The sequence below is a fragment of the Escherichia sp. HH41S genome, from assembly GCF_009820115.1.
In the GTDB taxonomy this organism is placed as follows: Bacteria; Pseudomonadota; Gammaproteobacteria; order Enterobacterales; family Enterobacteriaceae; genus Escherichia; species Escherichia coli_F.
The window spans coordinates 179,018-192,396 of the sequence record NZ_VNXE01000064.1 but is presented as its reverse complement, the minus strand read 5'-3'; the positions used below and the strand labels follow the sequence as shown (position 1 = coordinate 192,396).

Genomic DNA, 13,379 nt, shown 5'->3' with positions numbered 1-13,379 from the left:
TCTAAATAATTCGAGTTGCAGGAAGGCGACAAGCGAGTGAATCCCCAGGAGCTTACTAAAGTAAGTGACTGGGGTGAACGAACGCAGTCGCAGTACATGCAACTTGAAGTATGACGAGTATAAATGGAATGATACATGGGCAAATATATTCGTCCCTTATCCGATGCGGTATTTACCATCGCATCTGATGACCTGTGGATCGAGAGTTCAGCGATCCAACAATTACACACCTCGGCAAATTTACCCGACATGCAACGCGTAGTAGGGATGCCAGATTTACACCCCGGACGCGGCTATCCGATTGGCGCAGCGTTCTTCTCCGTAGGCCGTTTTTACCCGGCACTGGTCGGCAATGATATCGGCTGCGGCATGGCGCTATGGCAAACAGATATTCTCGCGCGTAAATACAACGCCGATAAGTTTGAAAAGCGATTATCTGTGCTGGATGACGTTGCTGAAGAAAGCTGGCTGGAGGAAAACCTGCCGTCAGCGTTTGCACAGCATCCGTGGCGCTGCGCGCTTGGCTCTATCGGTGGCGGAAACCACTTCGCAGAACTGCAACAAGTTGATCAAATTATCGACGCTGAACTGTTTGCACTGTCAGGTCTGGATGCGCAGCATCTGCAACTGCTGGTCCATAGCGGCTCGCGTGGTTTAGGGCAGTCTATTTTACAGCGGCATATTGCCCCGTTTTCGCATCATGGTTTGCCTGAAGGCAGTGACGACGCGCTACAGTATATAGCGGAACATGACGATGCACTGGCGTTTGCGCGTACTAATCGCCAGCTGATCGCTTTGCGCATAATGCAACAAGTTAAGGCCAACGGAAATTCGGTTCTGGATGTGGCGCATAACTTTGTTAGCGCATGTCGAATCGGCGATCAACAAGGATGGTTACACCGTAAAGGTGCCACACCGGATGACAACGGTCTGGTGATTATTCCCGGTTCACGCGGTGATTACTCCTGGCTGGTTCAGCCCGTCAGGAGTGAGGAAACATTGCATTCGCTGGCGCATGGGGCTGGGCGTAAATGGGGGCGCACCGAGTGTAAAGGGCGTCTGGCAGCGAAATACACAGCGACGCAGCTCTCACGTACTGAACTTGGCAGCCGGGTAATTTGTCGCGATAAACAACTCATCTTTGAAGAAGCGCCACAAGCTTATAAATCGGCTGAAAGCGTGGTGCAATGTCTGGTGCAGGCTGGGTTAATTATTCCTGTCGCGCGACTGCGTCCGGTGCTAACGCTCAAAAACAGTGGAGGGAAAAAAGGATGATCTTGCTGCAACTCTCCTCAGCTCAGGGACCGGAAGAATGTTGTCTCGCAGTGAAAAAGGCGCTGGACAGGTTGATTAAAGAAGCTACCCGACAAGACGTCGCGGTAACGGTGCTGGAAACAGAAACGGGCCGCTACTCTGACACGCTGCGTTCGGCGCTGATTTCACTTGATGGCGACAACGCATGGGCACTAAGCGAAAGCTGGTGTGGCACTATCCAGTGGATTTGTCCGAGTCCGTATCGGCCTCATCATGGGCGCAAAAACTGGTTTCTGGGCATTGGGCGTTTTACCGCTGATGAGCAGGAACAATCGGATGCAATCCGTTATGAGACGCTGCGTTCGTCGGGGCCGGGCGGTCAACATGTCAATAAAACCGACTCGGCGGTACGCGCCACGCATCTGGCATCCGGGATTAGCGTGAAGGTTCAGTCAGAGCGCAGCCAACATGCCAACAAACGGCTGGCGCGATTGCTGATTGCCTGGAAGCTGGAGCAACAGCAACAGGAAAATAGCGCGGCGCTGAAATCGCAGCGGCGAATGTTCCATCACCAGATTGAACGTGGCAACCCGCGACGGACGTTTACAGGGATGGCTTTTATCGCTGTGTAATTGAGGAATGTCACCCGCCGTTTTCTTCGTGAAAGCGGCGGGCAAAAATGAAAGGATTCGTCATGTTTATCGGTCATCTTCCGGCTGGATATTTAATAACTTGTACTTTAGTGAAACGCCTACCGCTGATTTCTCGTCATGCGCGGTGGGCGATGGTTATTGGCTTAGTCGGGGCCGTTGCGCCCGATTTTGATCTTTTCTGGTGCTATCTGGTTGATAACGGGCAACGACATCATCATCTTTACCCGTCTCATTGGCCATTATTATGGTTTGCTCTGCTGGCGGCGACATTAGTCTGGGCCGCAATTGCGAAGAATAAACTTCCGGCGTGGCTGGGCGTGGTGTTTTGCCTGAATGGTATTGTGCATTTGTTGCTTGATACGCTGGTCGGTGATATCTGGTGGTTGATGCCTTTCGTTAACCAACCCTTTGCACTCTTTCATATTACGGCGGTACATCATCCGTGGTGGCTCAATTTTTTATTACACTGGTCGTTTTTACTGGAACTGGCATTAGTAGCTGCCGCCATTGCCATGTGGTGCAGGCGTAATGCTAAAATGGTAAATGTAAAACGCGTGAAAAAATGATTCTGACTTTAAGCGGCGTAACATGTTTCCTGGGGAAATTCTCCCGTGGCTAAGTATGTTTTCCTGACTTTGCCCCAGGCTCTGAACATATAAAAATTCTGCTTTTCACCCTTAAGTTCTTTCACGGATTCCAGCGCAAAACTTTCTTTGGTGATCAGAAATTCTCCCCATGAAATATGGTCGCAGCTATATAAATATGCGACCTTTTCATGAGTTTCATAATGTTTTGTTATTTCGATATAGATAGCCATTGGCTTCAAACAGTAGTCCACGCCCGCAGGCGTGGACATTATTGTAATTACTTCGCCGGAATTTCTTTCAGCAGTTCAGTCAGCAGTGTCCAGTAATGGCCTACGCTTTCGATGTGAACCTGCTCATCCGGAGAGTGCGGACCGGTGATGGTTGGCCCGATAGAAACCATGTCCATTTCCGGATACGGTTTTTTGAACAGACCACATTCCAGGCCCGCGTGAATAATCTGGATGTTCGGCGTCTTGTTGAACAGGCGCTGATAGGTTTCACGTACCAGATGCATCACCGGAGAATTAGCGTCCGGCTGCCAGCCAGGATATGCGCCTTTCGCTTCGGTTTTCGCGCCAGCCAGTTTACCCAGCGAATCCAGCATGCTCACCACGTAGTCTTTACCGCTGTCGATCAGAGAACGGATCAGACAGTGAATTTCTACGTTATTGTCAGTCATGGTCACTACACCGACGTTCAGGGAGGTTTCAACCACACCTTTTGCCACGTCGGAGTTGCGGATCACACCGTTCGGGGTGGCGTTCAGCAGACGAATAAAGGTATCGCGAGATTTCGCAATCAGGGCAGCTTTATCGTTCGCAACAGAGTCCAGCAACAAGGCCAGATTTTTCTCTTTCTCTGCCAGCTCGTTTTTCAGGATGTCCTGATAGGTATTCACCAGCGTTTTCAGTGCGTCGACTTTATCAGCTGCGACAGCGATGGTCGCAAAGGCTTCACGCGGGATGGCGTTACGCAGTGTGCCACCGTTGAAATCGATAAGACGCAGGTCCAGTTCTTCTGCATGTCCCGCCAGGAAGCGCACCAGCAGTTTGTTCGCGTTACCCAGGCCAACGTGGATTTCACCGCCGGAGTGACCGCCTTTCAGACCTTTTAAGGTTAATTTGAAGGTTTCAAAACCAGCCGGAACGGCTTCACGATCTAAATGCAGGTTGGAGGTGAAGTCGATACCCCCAGCACAACCCATGTAGATTTCACCTTCTTCTTCGGAGTCGGTGTTAATCAGAATGTCAGCCTGCAACCAGTTGCTCTGTAAGCCGAACGCCCCGTCCATACCGGCTTCTTCGGTCATGGTTAGCAGCACTTCCAGCGGGCCGTGAACCACGTTTTCGTCAGCCAGAACCGCCAGTGCAGAGGCCATACCAATGCCGTTATCCGCGCCCAGCGTGGTACCGCGCGCTTTAACCCATTCGCCATCAATATAAGGCTGGATAGGATCTTTAGTGAAATCATGCACGGTGTCGTTATTTTTCTGCGGCACCATATCGAGGTGGGCCTGCAAGACGACCGGTTTACGATTTTCCATACCTGCGGTGGCAGGTTTACGAATCAGGATATTACCCACCTGATCGCGTTCGACATGGAAACCTTTCTCTTTTGCCCAACCAACAATGTATTCAGCGAGTTGCTCTTCATGATAGGACGGGTGAGGAATAGAACAGATTTTGGCAAAAATATCCCACAGCGGCTGTGGAGATAATTGAGACAGTTCAGACACGTTAAGTCTCCTTGTCGATCACCCGCAAAACAGTATTGCAGGTCACAGGGTTAGCAGAAAATGTTGTCAACACAAGACAGGCTTGCGAGATATGTTTGAGAATACCACTTTATCCCGCGTCAGGGAGAGGCTGTGCGTAAAAAGACGCGGACTCATGTGAAATACTGGTTTTTAGTGCGTCAGATCTCTATAATCTCGCGCAACCTATTTTCCCCTCGAACACTTTTTAAGCCGTAGATAAACAGGCTGGGACACTTCACATGAGCGAAAAATACATCGTCACCTGGGACATGTTGCAGATCCATGCACGTAAACTCGCAAGCCGACTGATGCCTTCTGAACAATGGAAAGGCATTATTGCCGTAAGCCGTGGCGGTCTGGTACCGGGTGCGTTACTGGCGCGTGAACTGGGTATTCGTCATGTCGATACCGTTTGTATTTCCAGCTACGATCACGACAACCAGCGCGAGCTTAAAGTGCTGAAACGCGCAGAAGGTGATGGCGAAGGCTTCATCGTTATTGATGATCTGGTGGATACCGGCGGTACTGCGGTTGCGATTCGTGAAATGTATCCAAAAGCGCACTTTGTCACCATCTTCGCTAAACCGGCAGGTCGTCCGCTGGTTGATGATTATGTTGTTGATATCCCACAAGATACCTGGATTGAACAGCCGTGGGATATGGGCGTCGTATTCGTCCCGCCAATCTCCGGTCGCTAATCTTTTCAACGCCTGGCACTGCCGGGCGTTGTTCTTTTTAACTTCAGGCAGGTTACAATAGTTTCCAGTAAGTATTCTGGAGGCTGCATCCATGACACAGGCAAACCTGAGCGAAACCCTGTTCAAACCCCGCTTTAAACATCCTGAAACCTCGACGCTAGTCCGCCGCTTTAATCACGGCGCACAACCGCCTGTGCAGTCGGCCCTTGATGGTAAAACCATCCCTCACTGGTATCGCATGATAAACCGTCTGATGTGGATCTGGCGCGGCATTGACCCACGTGAAATCCTCGACGTTCAGGCGCGTATTGTGATGAGCGATGCTGAACGTACCGACGATGATTTATACGATACGGTGATTGGCTACCGCGGCGGCAACTGGATTTATGAATGGGCCACCCAGGCGATGGTGTGGCAACAAAAAGCTTGTGCGGAAGAAGATCCACAACTCAGTGGTCGTCACTGGCTGCATGCGGCCACGTTGTACAACATTGCCGCCTATCCTCATCTGAAAGGGGATGACCTGGCCGAGCAAGCGCAGGCTTTGTCAAACCGTGCCTATGAAGAGGCCGCCCAACGTCTGCCGGGCACGATGCGGCAGATGGAGTTTACCGTACCAGGCGGTGCACCCATCACCGGCTTTTTGCATATGCCGAAAGGCGATGGCCCGTTCCCGACGGTATTAATGTGTGGTGGTCTGGATGCGATGCAGACGGATTATTACAGTCTGTATGAACGTTATTTTGCCCCGCGCGGCATTGCGATGCTGACTATTGATATGCCGTCGGTGGGCTTTTCTTCAAAATGGAAGCTCACCCAGGACTCCAGCCTGTTGCATCAGCACGTCTTAAAGGCGCTGCCTAACGTCCCGTGGGTGGATCACACCCGTGTCGCGGCCTTTGGTTTCCGTTTTGGCGCTAACGTTGCTGTGCGTCTGGCATATCTTGAATCGCCGCGTCTGAAAGCGGTTGCCTGTCTTGGTCCGGTAGTTCATACCCTGTTGAGTGATTTTAAGTGCCAGCAACAGGTGCCGGAAATGTATCTTGACGTTCTGGCGAGTCGTTTGGGGATGCATGATGCTTCCGATGAAGCGTTGCGTGTGGAACTGAATCGTTATTCATTAAAAGTGCAAGGATTGCTGGGCCGTCGCTGCCCGACGCCAATGTTATCAGGCTATTGGAAGAACGATCCGTTCAGCCCGGAAGAGGACTCACGCTTAATCACCTCATCATCTGCTGATGGTAAATTGTTAGAGATTCCATTTAATCCGGTGTATCGGAATTTTGACAAAGGTCTTCAGGAAATCACGAGCTGGATCGAAAAACGATTGTGTTAAAAATTTGCTAAATTTTACCAGTTTGGTAAAACAGGTGCATCACAACAGGAGATCGCAATGACGTTACCGAGTGGACACCCGAAGAGCAGATTGATCAAAAAATTTACCGCACTAGGCCCCTATATTCGTGAAGGTAAGTGCGAAGATAATCGATTCTTTTTCGATTGTCTGGCTGTATGCGTCAACGTGAAACCAGCGCCGGAAGTGCGTGAGTTCTGGGGTTGGTGGATGGAGCTTGAAGCGCAGGAATCCCGTTTTACTTACAGCTACCAGTTTGGTCTGTTCGATAAAGCAGGCGACTGGAAGAACGTTCCGGTAAAAGATGCCGAAGTGGTTGAGCGACTGGAACATACCCTGCGTGAGTTTCATGAGAAGCTGCGTGAACTGCTGACGACACTGAATCTGAAGCTGGAACCGGCGGATGATTTTCGTGATGAACCGGTGAAGTTAACCGCGTGAGTGAAAAGTGCCGGATGCGCCGCATCCGGCAATCTCCATTAAAACTGATAGGTCATCCCAACCGCGACAATATCATCATTATTAATATTTAATTTGTTATCGCTGTCCAGTTGGTTGATTTTATAATCAACAAACGCTGACATATTTTTGTTGAAATAATATGTAGCACCGACATCAATATAATTGACCAGATCCTCATCACCGATGCCCTCAATATCTTTCCCTTTCGATAAGACATAACCCAGCGATGGACGCAGGCCAAAGTCGAATTGGTATTGAGCGACTGCTTCAAAGTTCTGCGTCTTATTGGCAAAGCCGCCAGAGATTGGCGTCATTTTACGCGTTTCAGAATAGAAAGTTGCCAGGTAAATATTATTGGCATCGTATTTCAGGCCTGTTGCCCATGCTTCTGCACGCTTGCCCGTGCCACGGCTTTGCAGGTTCTGCTCGTTGGTGCGATCGGAGTTGGTATAGGCTCCACTAATGGCGAAATCGCTGCCGCCAAAGTCATATGTCAATGACGTGCCGAAGCCATCACCGTTTTGCTTTTTAACGTCGCGGTTTTCGTTTTTTCCTTGATATTGCAGGGTTAAGTTCAGACCATCGATAACGCCGAAGAAGTCGGTGTTCCGATACGTTGCCAGACTGCTGGCGCGTTTGGTCATAAAGTTGTCGGTCTGCGCGGAGGAATCGCCGCCGAATTCCGGGAACATATCGGTCCATGCTTCCACGTCATACAGCGCCCCCAGGTTACGACCATAGTCGAAAGAACCCAAATCTTTATATTTCAACCCGGCAAAGGCAAGACGCGTTTTTTGCTGAGCAGTATCACTCTCTGCTTTATTTCCGGCAAACTCTGCTTCCCAGCGACCATAACCGGTCAGTTGATCGTTAATTTGTGTTTCGCCTTTAAAACCAAAACGGATATAACTTTGGTCGCCATCTTTACTGTCATTATCGCTCATATAATGCATGGCTTTAACTTTGCCATAGATATCCAGTTTATTACCGTCTTTGTTATATATTTCTGCGGCCTGTACGGATGCCGATGCCACAATGCCCATCACCACTAATGCCAGAGTGCTCTTTTTCATTTTCATTCCTGATTTTAATTAACGCGCGAATATTCAGCGGGAGAGCCCCGTTGAAAACAGGAAAGTTTTTAACCTGAGATTGTTAAAGATATATTACAGATTAATGATATTCTTAAAATGTGGTAATTTATTAAATCTGTAATAAAAGCGTAAACAACTGCCGCTACGCTTGCTGATCCCGCGCAACAAAACGCCATGCTTTGCTTGCAGATGGTTGGCAACCGGCGACAGTCCTGCTAAAACGTTCGTTTGATATCATTTTCCCTAAAATTGAATGGCAGAGAATCATGAGTGACAGCCAGACGCTGGTGGTAAAACTCGGCACCAGTGTGCTAACAGGCGGATCGCGCCGCCTGAACCGTGCCCATATCGTTGAACTTGTTCGCCAGTGCGCGCAGCTACATGCCGCCGGGCATCGGATTGTAATTGTGACGTCGGGGGCGATTGCTGCCGGGCGTGAGCACCTGGGGTACCCGGAACTGCCAGCGACTATCGCCTCAAAACAACTGCTGGCGGCGGTAGGGCAGAGTCGACTGATTCAACTGTGGGAACAGCTGTTTTCAATTTACGGCATTCATATCGGGCAGATGCTGCTGACCCGTGCCGATATGGAAGATCGTGAACGTTTCCTGAACGCCCGCGATACGCTGCGTGCGCTGCTCGATAACAATATCGTTCCAGTAATTAATGAGAACGATGCTGTCGCTACTGCAGAGATTAAAGTCGGCGATAACGATAACCTTTCGGCACTGGCGGCGATTCTGGCAGGTGCCGATAAACTGTTGTTGCTGACCGATCAAAAAGGTTTGTATACCGCTGACCCGCGTAGCAATCCGCAGGCAGAACTGATTAAAGATGTGTACGGCATTGATGACGCACTGCGCGCGATTGCCGGTGACAGCGTTTCAGGTCTTGGAACCGGCGGCATGAGCACCAAATTGCAGGCCGCGGACGTGGCTTGCCGTGCGGGTATTGACACCATTATTGCCGCGGGCAGTAAGCCGGGTGTCATTGGTGATGTGATGGAAGGTATTTCCGTCGGTACGCTGTTCCATGCCCAGGCGACTCCGCTTGAAAACCGCAAACGTTGGATTTTCGGTGCGCCGCCTGCGGGTGAAATCACGGTAGATGAAGGGGCAACCGCCGCCATTCTTGAACGCGGCAGCTCCCTGTTGCCGAAAGGCATTAAAAGCGTGACTGGCAACTTCTCGCGTGGTGAAGTCATCCGCATTTGCAACCTCGAAGGTCGCGATATCGCTCACGGCGTCAGTCGTTACAACAGCGATGCATTACGCCGTATTGCCGGACACCACTCGCAAGAAATTGATGCAATACTGGGATATGAATACGGCCCGGTTGCCGTTCACCGTGATGACATGATTACCCGTTAAGGAGCTGGCCGATGCTGGAACAAATGGGCATTGCCGCGAAGCAAGCCTCTTATAAATTAGCGCAACTCTCCAGCCGCGAAAAAAATCGTGTGCTGGAAAAAATCGCCGATGAACTGGAAGCACAAAGCGAAATCATCCTCAACGCTAACGCCCAGGATGTTGCTGACGCGCGTGCCAATGGCCTTAGCGAAGCGATGCTTGACCGCCTGGCACTGACGCCCGCACGGCTGAAAAGCATTGCCGATGATGTGCGCCAGGTGTGTAACCTCGCCGATCCAGTGGGGCAGGTAATTGATGGCGGGGTGCTGGACAGCGGCCTGCGTCTGGAGCGTCGTCGCGTACCGCTGGGGGTGATTGGCGTGATTTATGAAGCGCGCCCGAACGTGACGGTTGATGTTGCTTCACTGTGCCTGAAAACCGGTAACGCGGTGATCCTGCGCGGCGGCAAAGAAACGTGTCGCACTAACGCGGCAACGGTGGCGGTGATTCAGGACGCCCTGAAATCCTGCGGTTTACCGGCGGGTGCCGTGCAGGCGATTGATAATCCTGACCGTGCGCTGGTCAGTGAACTGCTGCGTATGGATAAATACATCGACATGCTGATCCCACGCGGCGGGGCTGGGTTGCATAAACTGTGCCGCGAGCAGTCGACGATTCCGGTAATCACAGGTGGTATAGGCGTATGCCATATTTACGTTGATGAAAGTGCAGAGATCGCTGAAGCATTGAAAGTGATTGTCAACGCGAAAACTCAGCGCCCGAGCACGTGTAATACGGTAGAAACGTTGCTGGTAAATAAAAACATCGCAGATAGCTTCCTGCCCGCATTAAGCAAGCAAATGGCGGAAAGCGGTGTAACATTACACGCTGACGCAACTGCGCTGGCGCAGTTGCAGGCAGGCCCCGCGAAGGTGGTGGCTGTTAAAGCCGAAGAGTATGACGATGAGTTCCTGTCATTAGACTTGAACGTCAAAATCGTCAGCGATCTTGACGATGCTATCGCCCATATTCGTGAACACGGCACGCAACATTCCGATGCGATCCTGACCCGCGATATGCGCAACGCCCAGCGTTTTGTTAACGAAGTGGATTCCTCCGCTGTTTACGTTAACGCCTCTACGCGTTTTACCGACGGCGGCCAGTTTGGTCTGGGGGCGGAAGTTGCGGTAAGCACACAAAAACTCCACGCGCGCGGCCCAATGGGGCTGGAAGCTCTGACCACCTACAAGTGGATCGGCATTGGTGATTACACCATTCGTGCGTAAATAAAACCGGGTGATGCAAAAGTAGCCATTTGATTCACAAGGCCATTGACGCATCGCCCGGTTAGTTTTAACCTTGTCCACCGTGATTCACGCTCGTGAACATGTCCTTTCAGGGCCGATATAGCTCAGTTGGTAGAGCAGCGCATTCGTAATGCGAAGGTCGTAGGTTCGACTCCTATTATCGGCACCATTAAAATCAATAAGTTACACATCATTAGTACCTTCCTTATTTTTTGACTGGGACAAATTTGGGACCGATGGGTTCAGGATCGAGTCTATTTGCCGTGCGTGTTCGGTAAGGTGATTAGGTGCAAGGTGAGCATATCGACGAACCATTTCGATAGACTCCCAGCCTCCCATTTCCTGTAACACTGACAACGGGACTCCGGCTTGAACCAGCCAACTTGCCCAGGTGTGTCTCAAGTCGTGAAATCTGAAATCATCAATACCAGCCCGTCTCAGCGCCGCTTTCCAGGCTGTGTTTGCGTCATACCGCATCTTCCTTACTGTTGGCGCTTTCGTTCCGTCTGGTTTGGTACAGCTTTCCTTGTACACAAATACCCAACGGTGATGATTCCCGATTTGTTTTTTCAAAACGCGACATGCAGTATCATTCAGCGCAACGCCAATTGCGCGGTTTGATTTACTCTCTTCCGGGTTTATCCATGCCACCCGGCGCTGCATGTCTATTTGTTGCCATTCAAGGTTGATGATGTTCGAGCGTCTTAAGCCTGTTGCCAGTGCAAATTCAACAACAGACTTTAATGGCTCCGGACATTCATCAATCAGCCTTTGTGCTTCATGGGGCTCCAGCCAGCGGATCCGTTTATTCTTTGGTTGAGGCACTTTAATAATTGGTGCCTTATCCAGCATTTTCCATTCACGCTCTGCGGCTCTTAGTAGGGCCTTTATAAATGAAAGATGCGTAGCCTTCGTTGCAACGGACGCTGGTTTTGGCGTGTATTCTGGAACAGGTTTCCCTTTTTTTCTGCATGCTTCTGCCCTGAGTTTCCAGTTTTCCTCATGACGCCGGTTCGTCATTTTCTGCATTGCTGAATAAATTTTTGATTCAGTAATGTCTCTTAGTTGCATTCCTGCGAAATGTTGAAGCCAGAATCCGATCCGGCTTTTGTCATCGTCCAGTGATTTTTTATGTGCTTTCTCTTCAAGCCACCTGACACACGCTTCCTCGAACGTTATATCAGGTATTTCACCAAGTTTGCTGACCCGCCATGCTTCAGCCTTTAGCTTGTCATGGAGTTCTGTCGCCTGCCTTTTGTCCTTTGTTCCAAGAGACTGTTTAAATCTTTTACCGTTCGGCAATGTGAAACTGGCGTACCATATTTCACCTCTGCGGAAGAGTGACATTTTCTTTCCTCTGTTATGCCATCACCCGCGCTCACCTGGACAGTATGCAGCGGAGACTGAAGAGCCGCAATGCAGGCTTGTCGTGTTGTGAGGTAAGGAGATTTATTCTTAGTGGGATCTTTGCGTGTTGCCTGAAGACGCCCTGTGCGTATCCAGTTAATGGCAGTCGGTCTGGATATCTTGAGAAAATGACAGGCCTCATCGAGTGTGAGGCTGTATGGCTCCATTATTTCACCTCTTGCTGTGACATTGTTGAAAAATGGATACCAGCTCGTTGCTGCCAGACGATCCAACCGAGAGTCATATCCCATGCCATGTATTCGTTATCGCCGTTTTTTGCTCTCCGACGATCTACTAAGTCACCGAAACGCTTTTCCATGAATAATTCATAAGCTTCGCGTTCATCTGGTTCTACTTCCAGAGATAGGAGTGCGATTTCATAAGCACGGCGCTCAATATCGTCTCGCACGTCAAGGCTGCTGATACGCTCTTTAATTTCTTTAATCAGTTCTTTGTCGGTAAAAGTGGTCATTATGCTCCAGCCTCCGGTGCTTTTGGCATTACTGCCCAGTGAGTGATATTGACGTTTTCAAGGTCCCCGACCTGAAATGTCCATTGCCATTCTCCGGTTTCTTTTTGTCCCCAGGTGTACCAGAGAGAACGCCAGCCAATTAGCCAGCCTTCTCCGTTAGCATCGAATAACAAAACACTTTCATTTGCTGGTGGCAGTTCAGTTGACACTGGTATTACTTTGTTTTCCTGTGCTGCACATTTAGCTTCAAGCGCATCGAATTTACGCACTAGGTATTCAGCATCTGTTTTATTTACTTTCAGATCTCGCGGTACACATCTCCCACGAAGAAACCCTTCCATTTCGAAAACATTCATGCGCATTTGCGTAACTCCGATAACTCGTTAAAGCGTTCCATAAACATCCCGTAGGCATGGCCCGGTGCCAGTGGAATCACGTTGAACATCTCTGTTGCCGGGATACCTTCCAGTACAGGCCAGAAAGAGCCATCATCAAGCCCGAGATCGCGGCGTTCGGTTGCCAGCATGATGAGATCGGCATATTTCACGGGCGTACTCATAACTGGGGGTAACCCGTATTTCTCACGGATTACGGCGTCTATTTTTTCTTCCATTTGTTTATAGTCAGGAAGAAGGCGTTTCAGTGGTGCGGGAATGTCCTGGCAATACGCTTCTGTTGCATCATGCATTAACGCTTCAAAAGCAAATTCCTGCGGCACCAGCTGGCTGCAAAGAACCGCATGTTGGGCGACGCTGTAGAAGTGCGAAAGATGACCGGCAAAGCGACAGATATTTGAAAGGGAAACCGCGATATCGTTAATATCGATGTCGTCTTTATTTATCCTGTCATAATAAAAATGCTTCCCGGAAAAAGTTTTAATAAATGACATTTTGTTCTCCACGTATATGCGCTGCACCGCGCTGAATTCTGGTAAAAAAAATCCCTCACCATCCGGCGATTATTGAGTAAATTACGTTTCCATAAAT

At 49.9% G+C, this 13,379-nt stretch carries 16 protein-coding genes and 1 tRNA gene; 9 read left to right on the top strand and 8 right to left on the bottom strand.

Annotated features, from left to right (window positions below; genetic code table 11):
- The first annotated feature begins 135 nt into the window (after nucleotides 1–135).
- The 3 genes from FQZ95_RS13050 (at nucleotide 136) to FQZ95_RS13040 (ending at nucleotide 2,473) form a co-directional block, all read left to right on the top strand.
- Nucleotides 136–1,275, top strand: a complete 1,140-nt coding sequence (locus FQZ95_RS13050) for an RNA ligase RtcB family protein (RefSeq protein WP_160530271.1) — start codon at nucleotides 136–138, stop codon at nucleotides 1,273–1,275.
- Nucleotides 1,272–1,886, top strand: a complete 615-nt coding sequence (prfH, locus tag FQZ95_RS13045) for a peptide chain release factor H (RefSeq protein ID WP_097763701.1) — start codon at nucleotides 1,272–1,274, stop codon at nucleotides 1,884–1,886. The genes FQZ95_RS13050 and prfH overlap by 4 nt, the downstream gene beginning before the upstream one ends.
- 62 nt (nucleotides 1,887–1,948) lie before the next feature.
- Nucleotides 1,949–2,473, top strand: a complete 525-nt coding sequence (locus FQZ95_RS13040; protein WP_000469797.1) for a metal-dependent hydrolase — start codon at nucleotides 1,949–1,951, stop codon at nucleotides 2,471–2,473.
- A gap of 8 nt (nucleotides 2,474–2,481) precedes the next feature.
- On the opposite strand, the gene FQZ95_RS13035 is transcribed toward FQZ95_RS13040, so the two are convergent.
- The gene (locus FQZ95_RS13035) at nucleotides 2,482–2,763 is read right to left on the bottom strand and encodes a hypothetical protein (protein WP_000106440.1); all 282 of its coding nucleotides are present in this window, start codon (nucleotides 2,761–2,763) and stop codon (nucleotides 2,482–2,484) included.
- An 8-nt stretch (nucleotides 2,764–2,771) separates the two neighbouring features.
- On the bottom strand, nucleotides 2,772–4,229 hold the full coding sequence (pepD, locus tag FQZ95_RS13030) for a cytosol nonspecific dipeptidase (protein ID WP_001293012.1): 1,458 nt from the start codon (nucleotides 4,227–4,229) through the stop codon (nucleotides 2,772–2,774).
- Nucleotides 4,230–4,489: 260 nt separating this feature from the next.
- On the opposite strand from pepD, the gene gpt reads away from it, so the two are divergent.
- The 3 genes from gpt (at nucleotide 4,490) to crl (ending at nucleotide 6,743) form a co-directional block, all read left to right on the top strand.
- Nucleotides 4,490–4,948, top strand: coding sequence for a xanthine phosphoribosyltransferase (gene gpt / locus FQZ95_RS13025; RefSeq protein ID WP_001291990.1), 459 nt, complete (start codon nucleotides 4,490–4,492; stop codon nucleotides 4,946–4,948).
- Nucleotides 4,949–5,039: 91 nt separating this feature from the next.
- Nucleotides 5,040–6,284, top strand: a complete 1,245-nt coding sequence (gene frsA, locus FQZ95_RS13020) for an esterase FrsA (protein ID WP_000189544.1) — start codon at nucleotides 5,040–5,042, stop codon at nucleotides 6,282–6,284.
- A 57-nt stretch (nucleotides 6,285–6,341) separates the two neighbouring features.
- Complete coding sequence (crl, locus tag FQZ95_RS13015; RefSeq protein ID WP_000174675.1) at nucleotides 6,342–6,743, top strand: sigma factor-binding protein Crl; 402 nt, start codon at nucleotides 6,342–6,344, stop codon at nucleotides 6,741–6,743.
- Between the two features lie 38 nt (nucleotides 6,744–6,781).
- Here the strand turns inward: crl and phoE are convergent, their stop codons facing one another.
- Complete coding sequence (gene phoE, locus FQZ95_RS13010) at nucleotides 6,782–7,837, bottom strand: phosphoporin PhoE (protein WP_105288398.1); 1,056 nt, start codon at nucleotides 7,835–7,837, stop codon at nucleotides 6,782–6,784.
- Nucleotides 7,838–8,124: 287 nt separating this feature from the next.
- Between phoE and proB the strand changes: the two genes are divergently transcribed.
- From proB to FQZ95_RS12995, 3 genes are all read left to right on the top strand, one after another.
- Complete coding sequence (gene proB / locus FQZ95_RS13005; protein WP_160530270.1) at nucleotides 8,125–9,228, top strand: glutamate 5-kinase; 1,104 nt, start codon at nucleotides 8,125–8,127, stop codon at nucleotides 9,226–9,228.
- A gap of 11 nt (nucleotides 9,229–9,239) precedes the next feature.
- Nucleotides 9,240–10,493, top strand: coding sequence for a glutamate-5-semialdehyde dehydrogenase (proA, locus tag FQZ95_RS13000; protein ID WP_160530269.1), 1,254 nt, complete (start codon nucleotides 9,240–9,242; stop codon nucleotides 10,491–10,493).
- Between the two features lie 114 nt (nucleotides 10,494–10,607).
- Nucleotides 10,608–10,683, top strand: a tRNA-Thr gene (locus FQZ95_RS12995).
- Nucleotides 10,684–10,697: 14 nt separating this feature from the next.
- On the opposite strand, the gene FQZ95_RS12990 is transcribed toward FQZ95_RS12995, so the two are convergent.
- From FQZ95_RS12990 to yfdR, 5 genes are read right to left on the bottom strand one after another with little or no spacing between them, the layout of a single operon-like run.
- Nucleotides 10,698–11,816 carry a tyrosine-type recombinase/integrase gene (locus FQZ95_RS12990; RefSeq protein WP_001132557.1) on the bottom strand — a complete coding sequence of 373 codons (1,119 nt, stop codon included), beginning with the start codon at nucleotides 11,814–11,816 and terminating at the stop codon, nucleotides 10,698–10,700.
- Nucleotides 11,738–12,172 carry a helix-turn-helix domain-containing protein gene (locus tag FQZ95_RS26415; protein ID WP_077873866.1) on the bottom strand — a complete coding sequence of 145 codons (435 nt, stop codon included), beginning with the start codon at nucleotides 12,170–12,172 and terminating at the stop codon, nucleotides 11,738–11,740. The genes FQZ95_RS12990 and FQZ95_RS26415 overlap by 79 nt, the downstream gene beginning before the upstream one ends.
- Complete coding sequence (yfdT, locus tag FQZ95_RS12980) at nucleotides 12,088–12,393, bottom strand: protein YfdT (protein ID WP_000206732.1); 306 nt, start codon at nucleotides 12,391–12,393, stop codon at nucleotides 12,088–12,090. The genes FQZ95_RS26415 and yfdT overlap by 85 nt, the downstream gene beginning before the upstream one ends.
- Nucleotides 12,393–12,755, bottom strand: coding sequence for a phage protein (locus tag FQZ95_RS12975; RefSeq protein ID WP_023277314.1), 363 nt, complete (start codon nucleotides 12,753–12,755; stop codon nucleotides 12,393–12,395). Before FQZ95_RS12975 ends, yfdT begins: the two co-directional genes overlap by 1 nt.
- Nucleotides 12,746–13,282 carry a 5'-deoxynucleotidase gene (gene yfdR, locus FQZ95_RS12970; protein WP_000008200.1) on the bottom strand — a complete coding sequence of 179 codons (537 nt, stop codon included), beginning with the start codon at nucleotides 13,280–13,282 and terminating at the stop codon, nucleotides 12,746–12,748. Before yfdR ends, FQZ95_RS12975 begins: the two co-directional genes overlap by 10 nt.
- Nucleotides 13,283–13,379 lie beyond the last annotated feature (97 nt).

What these genes read in the sequence shown, in the direction of transcription:
- FQZ95_RS13050 (WP_160530271.1), top strand. Translation starts at nt 136, where the DNA reads ATGGGCAAATATATTCGTCCCTTATCCGATGCGGTATTTACCATCGCA.
- prfH (WP_097763701.1), top strand. Translation starts at nt 1,272, where the DNA reads ATGATCTTGCTGCAACTCTCCTCAGCTCAGGGACCGGAAGAATGTTGT.
- FQZ95_RS13040 (WP_000469797.1), top strand. Translation starts at nt 1,949, where the DNA reads ATGTTTATCGGTCATCTTCCGGCTGGATATTTAATAACTTGTACTTTA.
- FQZ95_RS13035 (WP_000106440.1), bottom strand. Translation starts at nt 2,763, where the DNA reads ATGTCCACGCCTGCGGGCGTGGACTACTGTTTGAAGCCAATGGCTATC.
- gpt (WP_001291990.1), top strand. Translation starts at nt 4,490, where the DNA reads ATGAGCGAAAAATACATCGTCACCTGGGACATGTTGCAGATCCATGCA.
- frsA (WP_000189544.1), top strand. Translation starts at nt 5,040, where the DNA reads ATGACACAGGCAAACCTGAGCGAAACCCTGTTCAAACCCCGCTTTAAA.
- crl (WP_000174675.1), top strand. Translation starts at nt 6,342, where the DNA reads ATGACGTTACCGAGTGGACACCCGAAGAGCAGATTGATCAAAAAATTT.
- phoE (WP_105288398.1), bottom strand. Translation starts at nt 7,837, where the DNA reads ATGAAAAAGAGCACTCTGGCATTAGTGGTGATGGGCATTGTGGCATCG.
- proB (WP_160530270.1), top strand. Translation starts at nt 8,125, where the DNA reads ATGAGTGACAGCCAGACGCTGGTGGTAAAACTCGGCACCAGTGTGCTA.
- proA (WP_160530269.1), top strand. Translation starts at nt 9,240, where the DNA reads ATGCTGGAACAAATGGGCATTGCCGCGAAGCAAGCCTCTTATAAATTA.
- FQZ95_RS26415 (WP_077873866.1), bottom strand. Translation starts at nt 12,172, where the DNA reads ATGGGATATGACTCTCGGTTGGATCGTCTGGCAGCAACGAGCTGGTAT.
- yfdT (WP_000206732.1), bottom strand. Translation starts at nt 12,393, where the DNA reads ATGACCACTTTTACCGACAAAGAACTGATTAAAGAAATTAAAGAGCGT.
- FQZ95_RS12975 (WP_023277314.1), bottom strand. Translation starts at nt 12,755, where the DNA reads ATGCGCATGAATGTTTTCGAAATGGAAGGGTTTCTTCGTGGGAGATGT.
- yfdR (WP_000008200.1), bottom strand. Translation starts at nt 13,282, where the DNA reads ATGTCATTTATTAAAACTTTTTCCGGGAAGCATTTTTATTATGACAGG.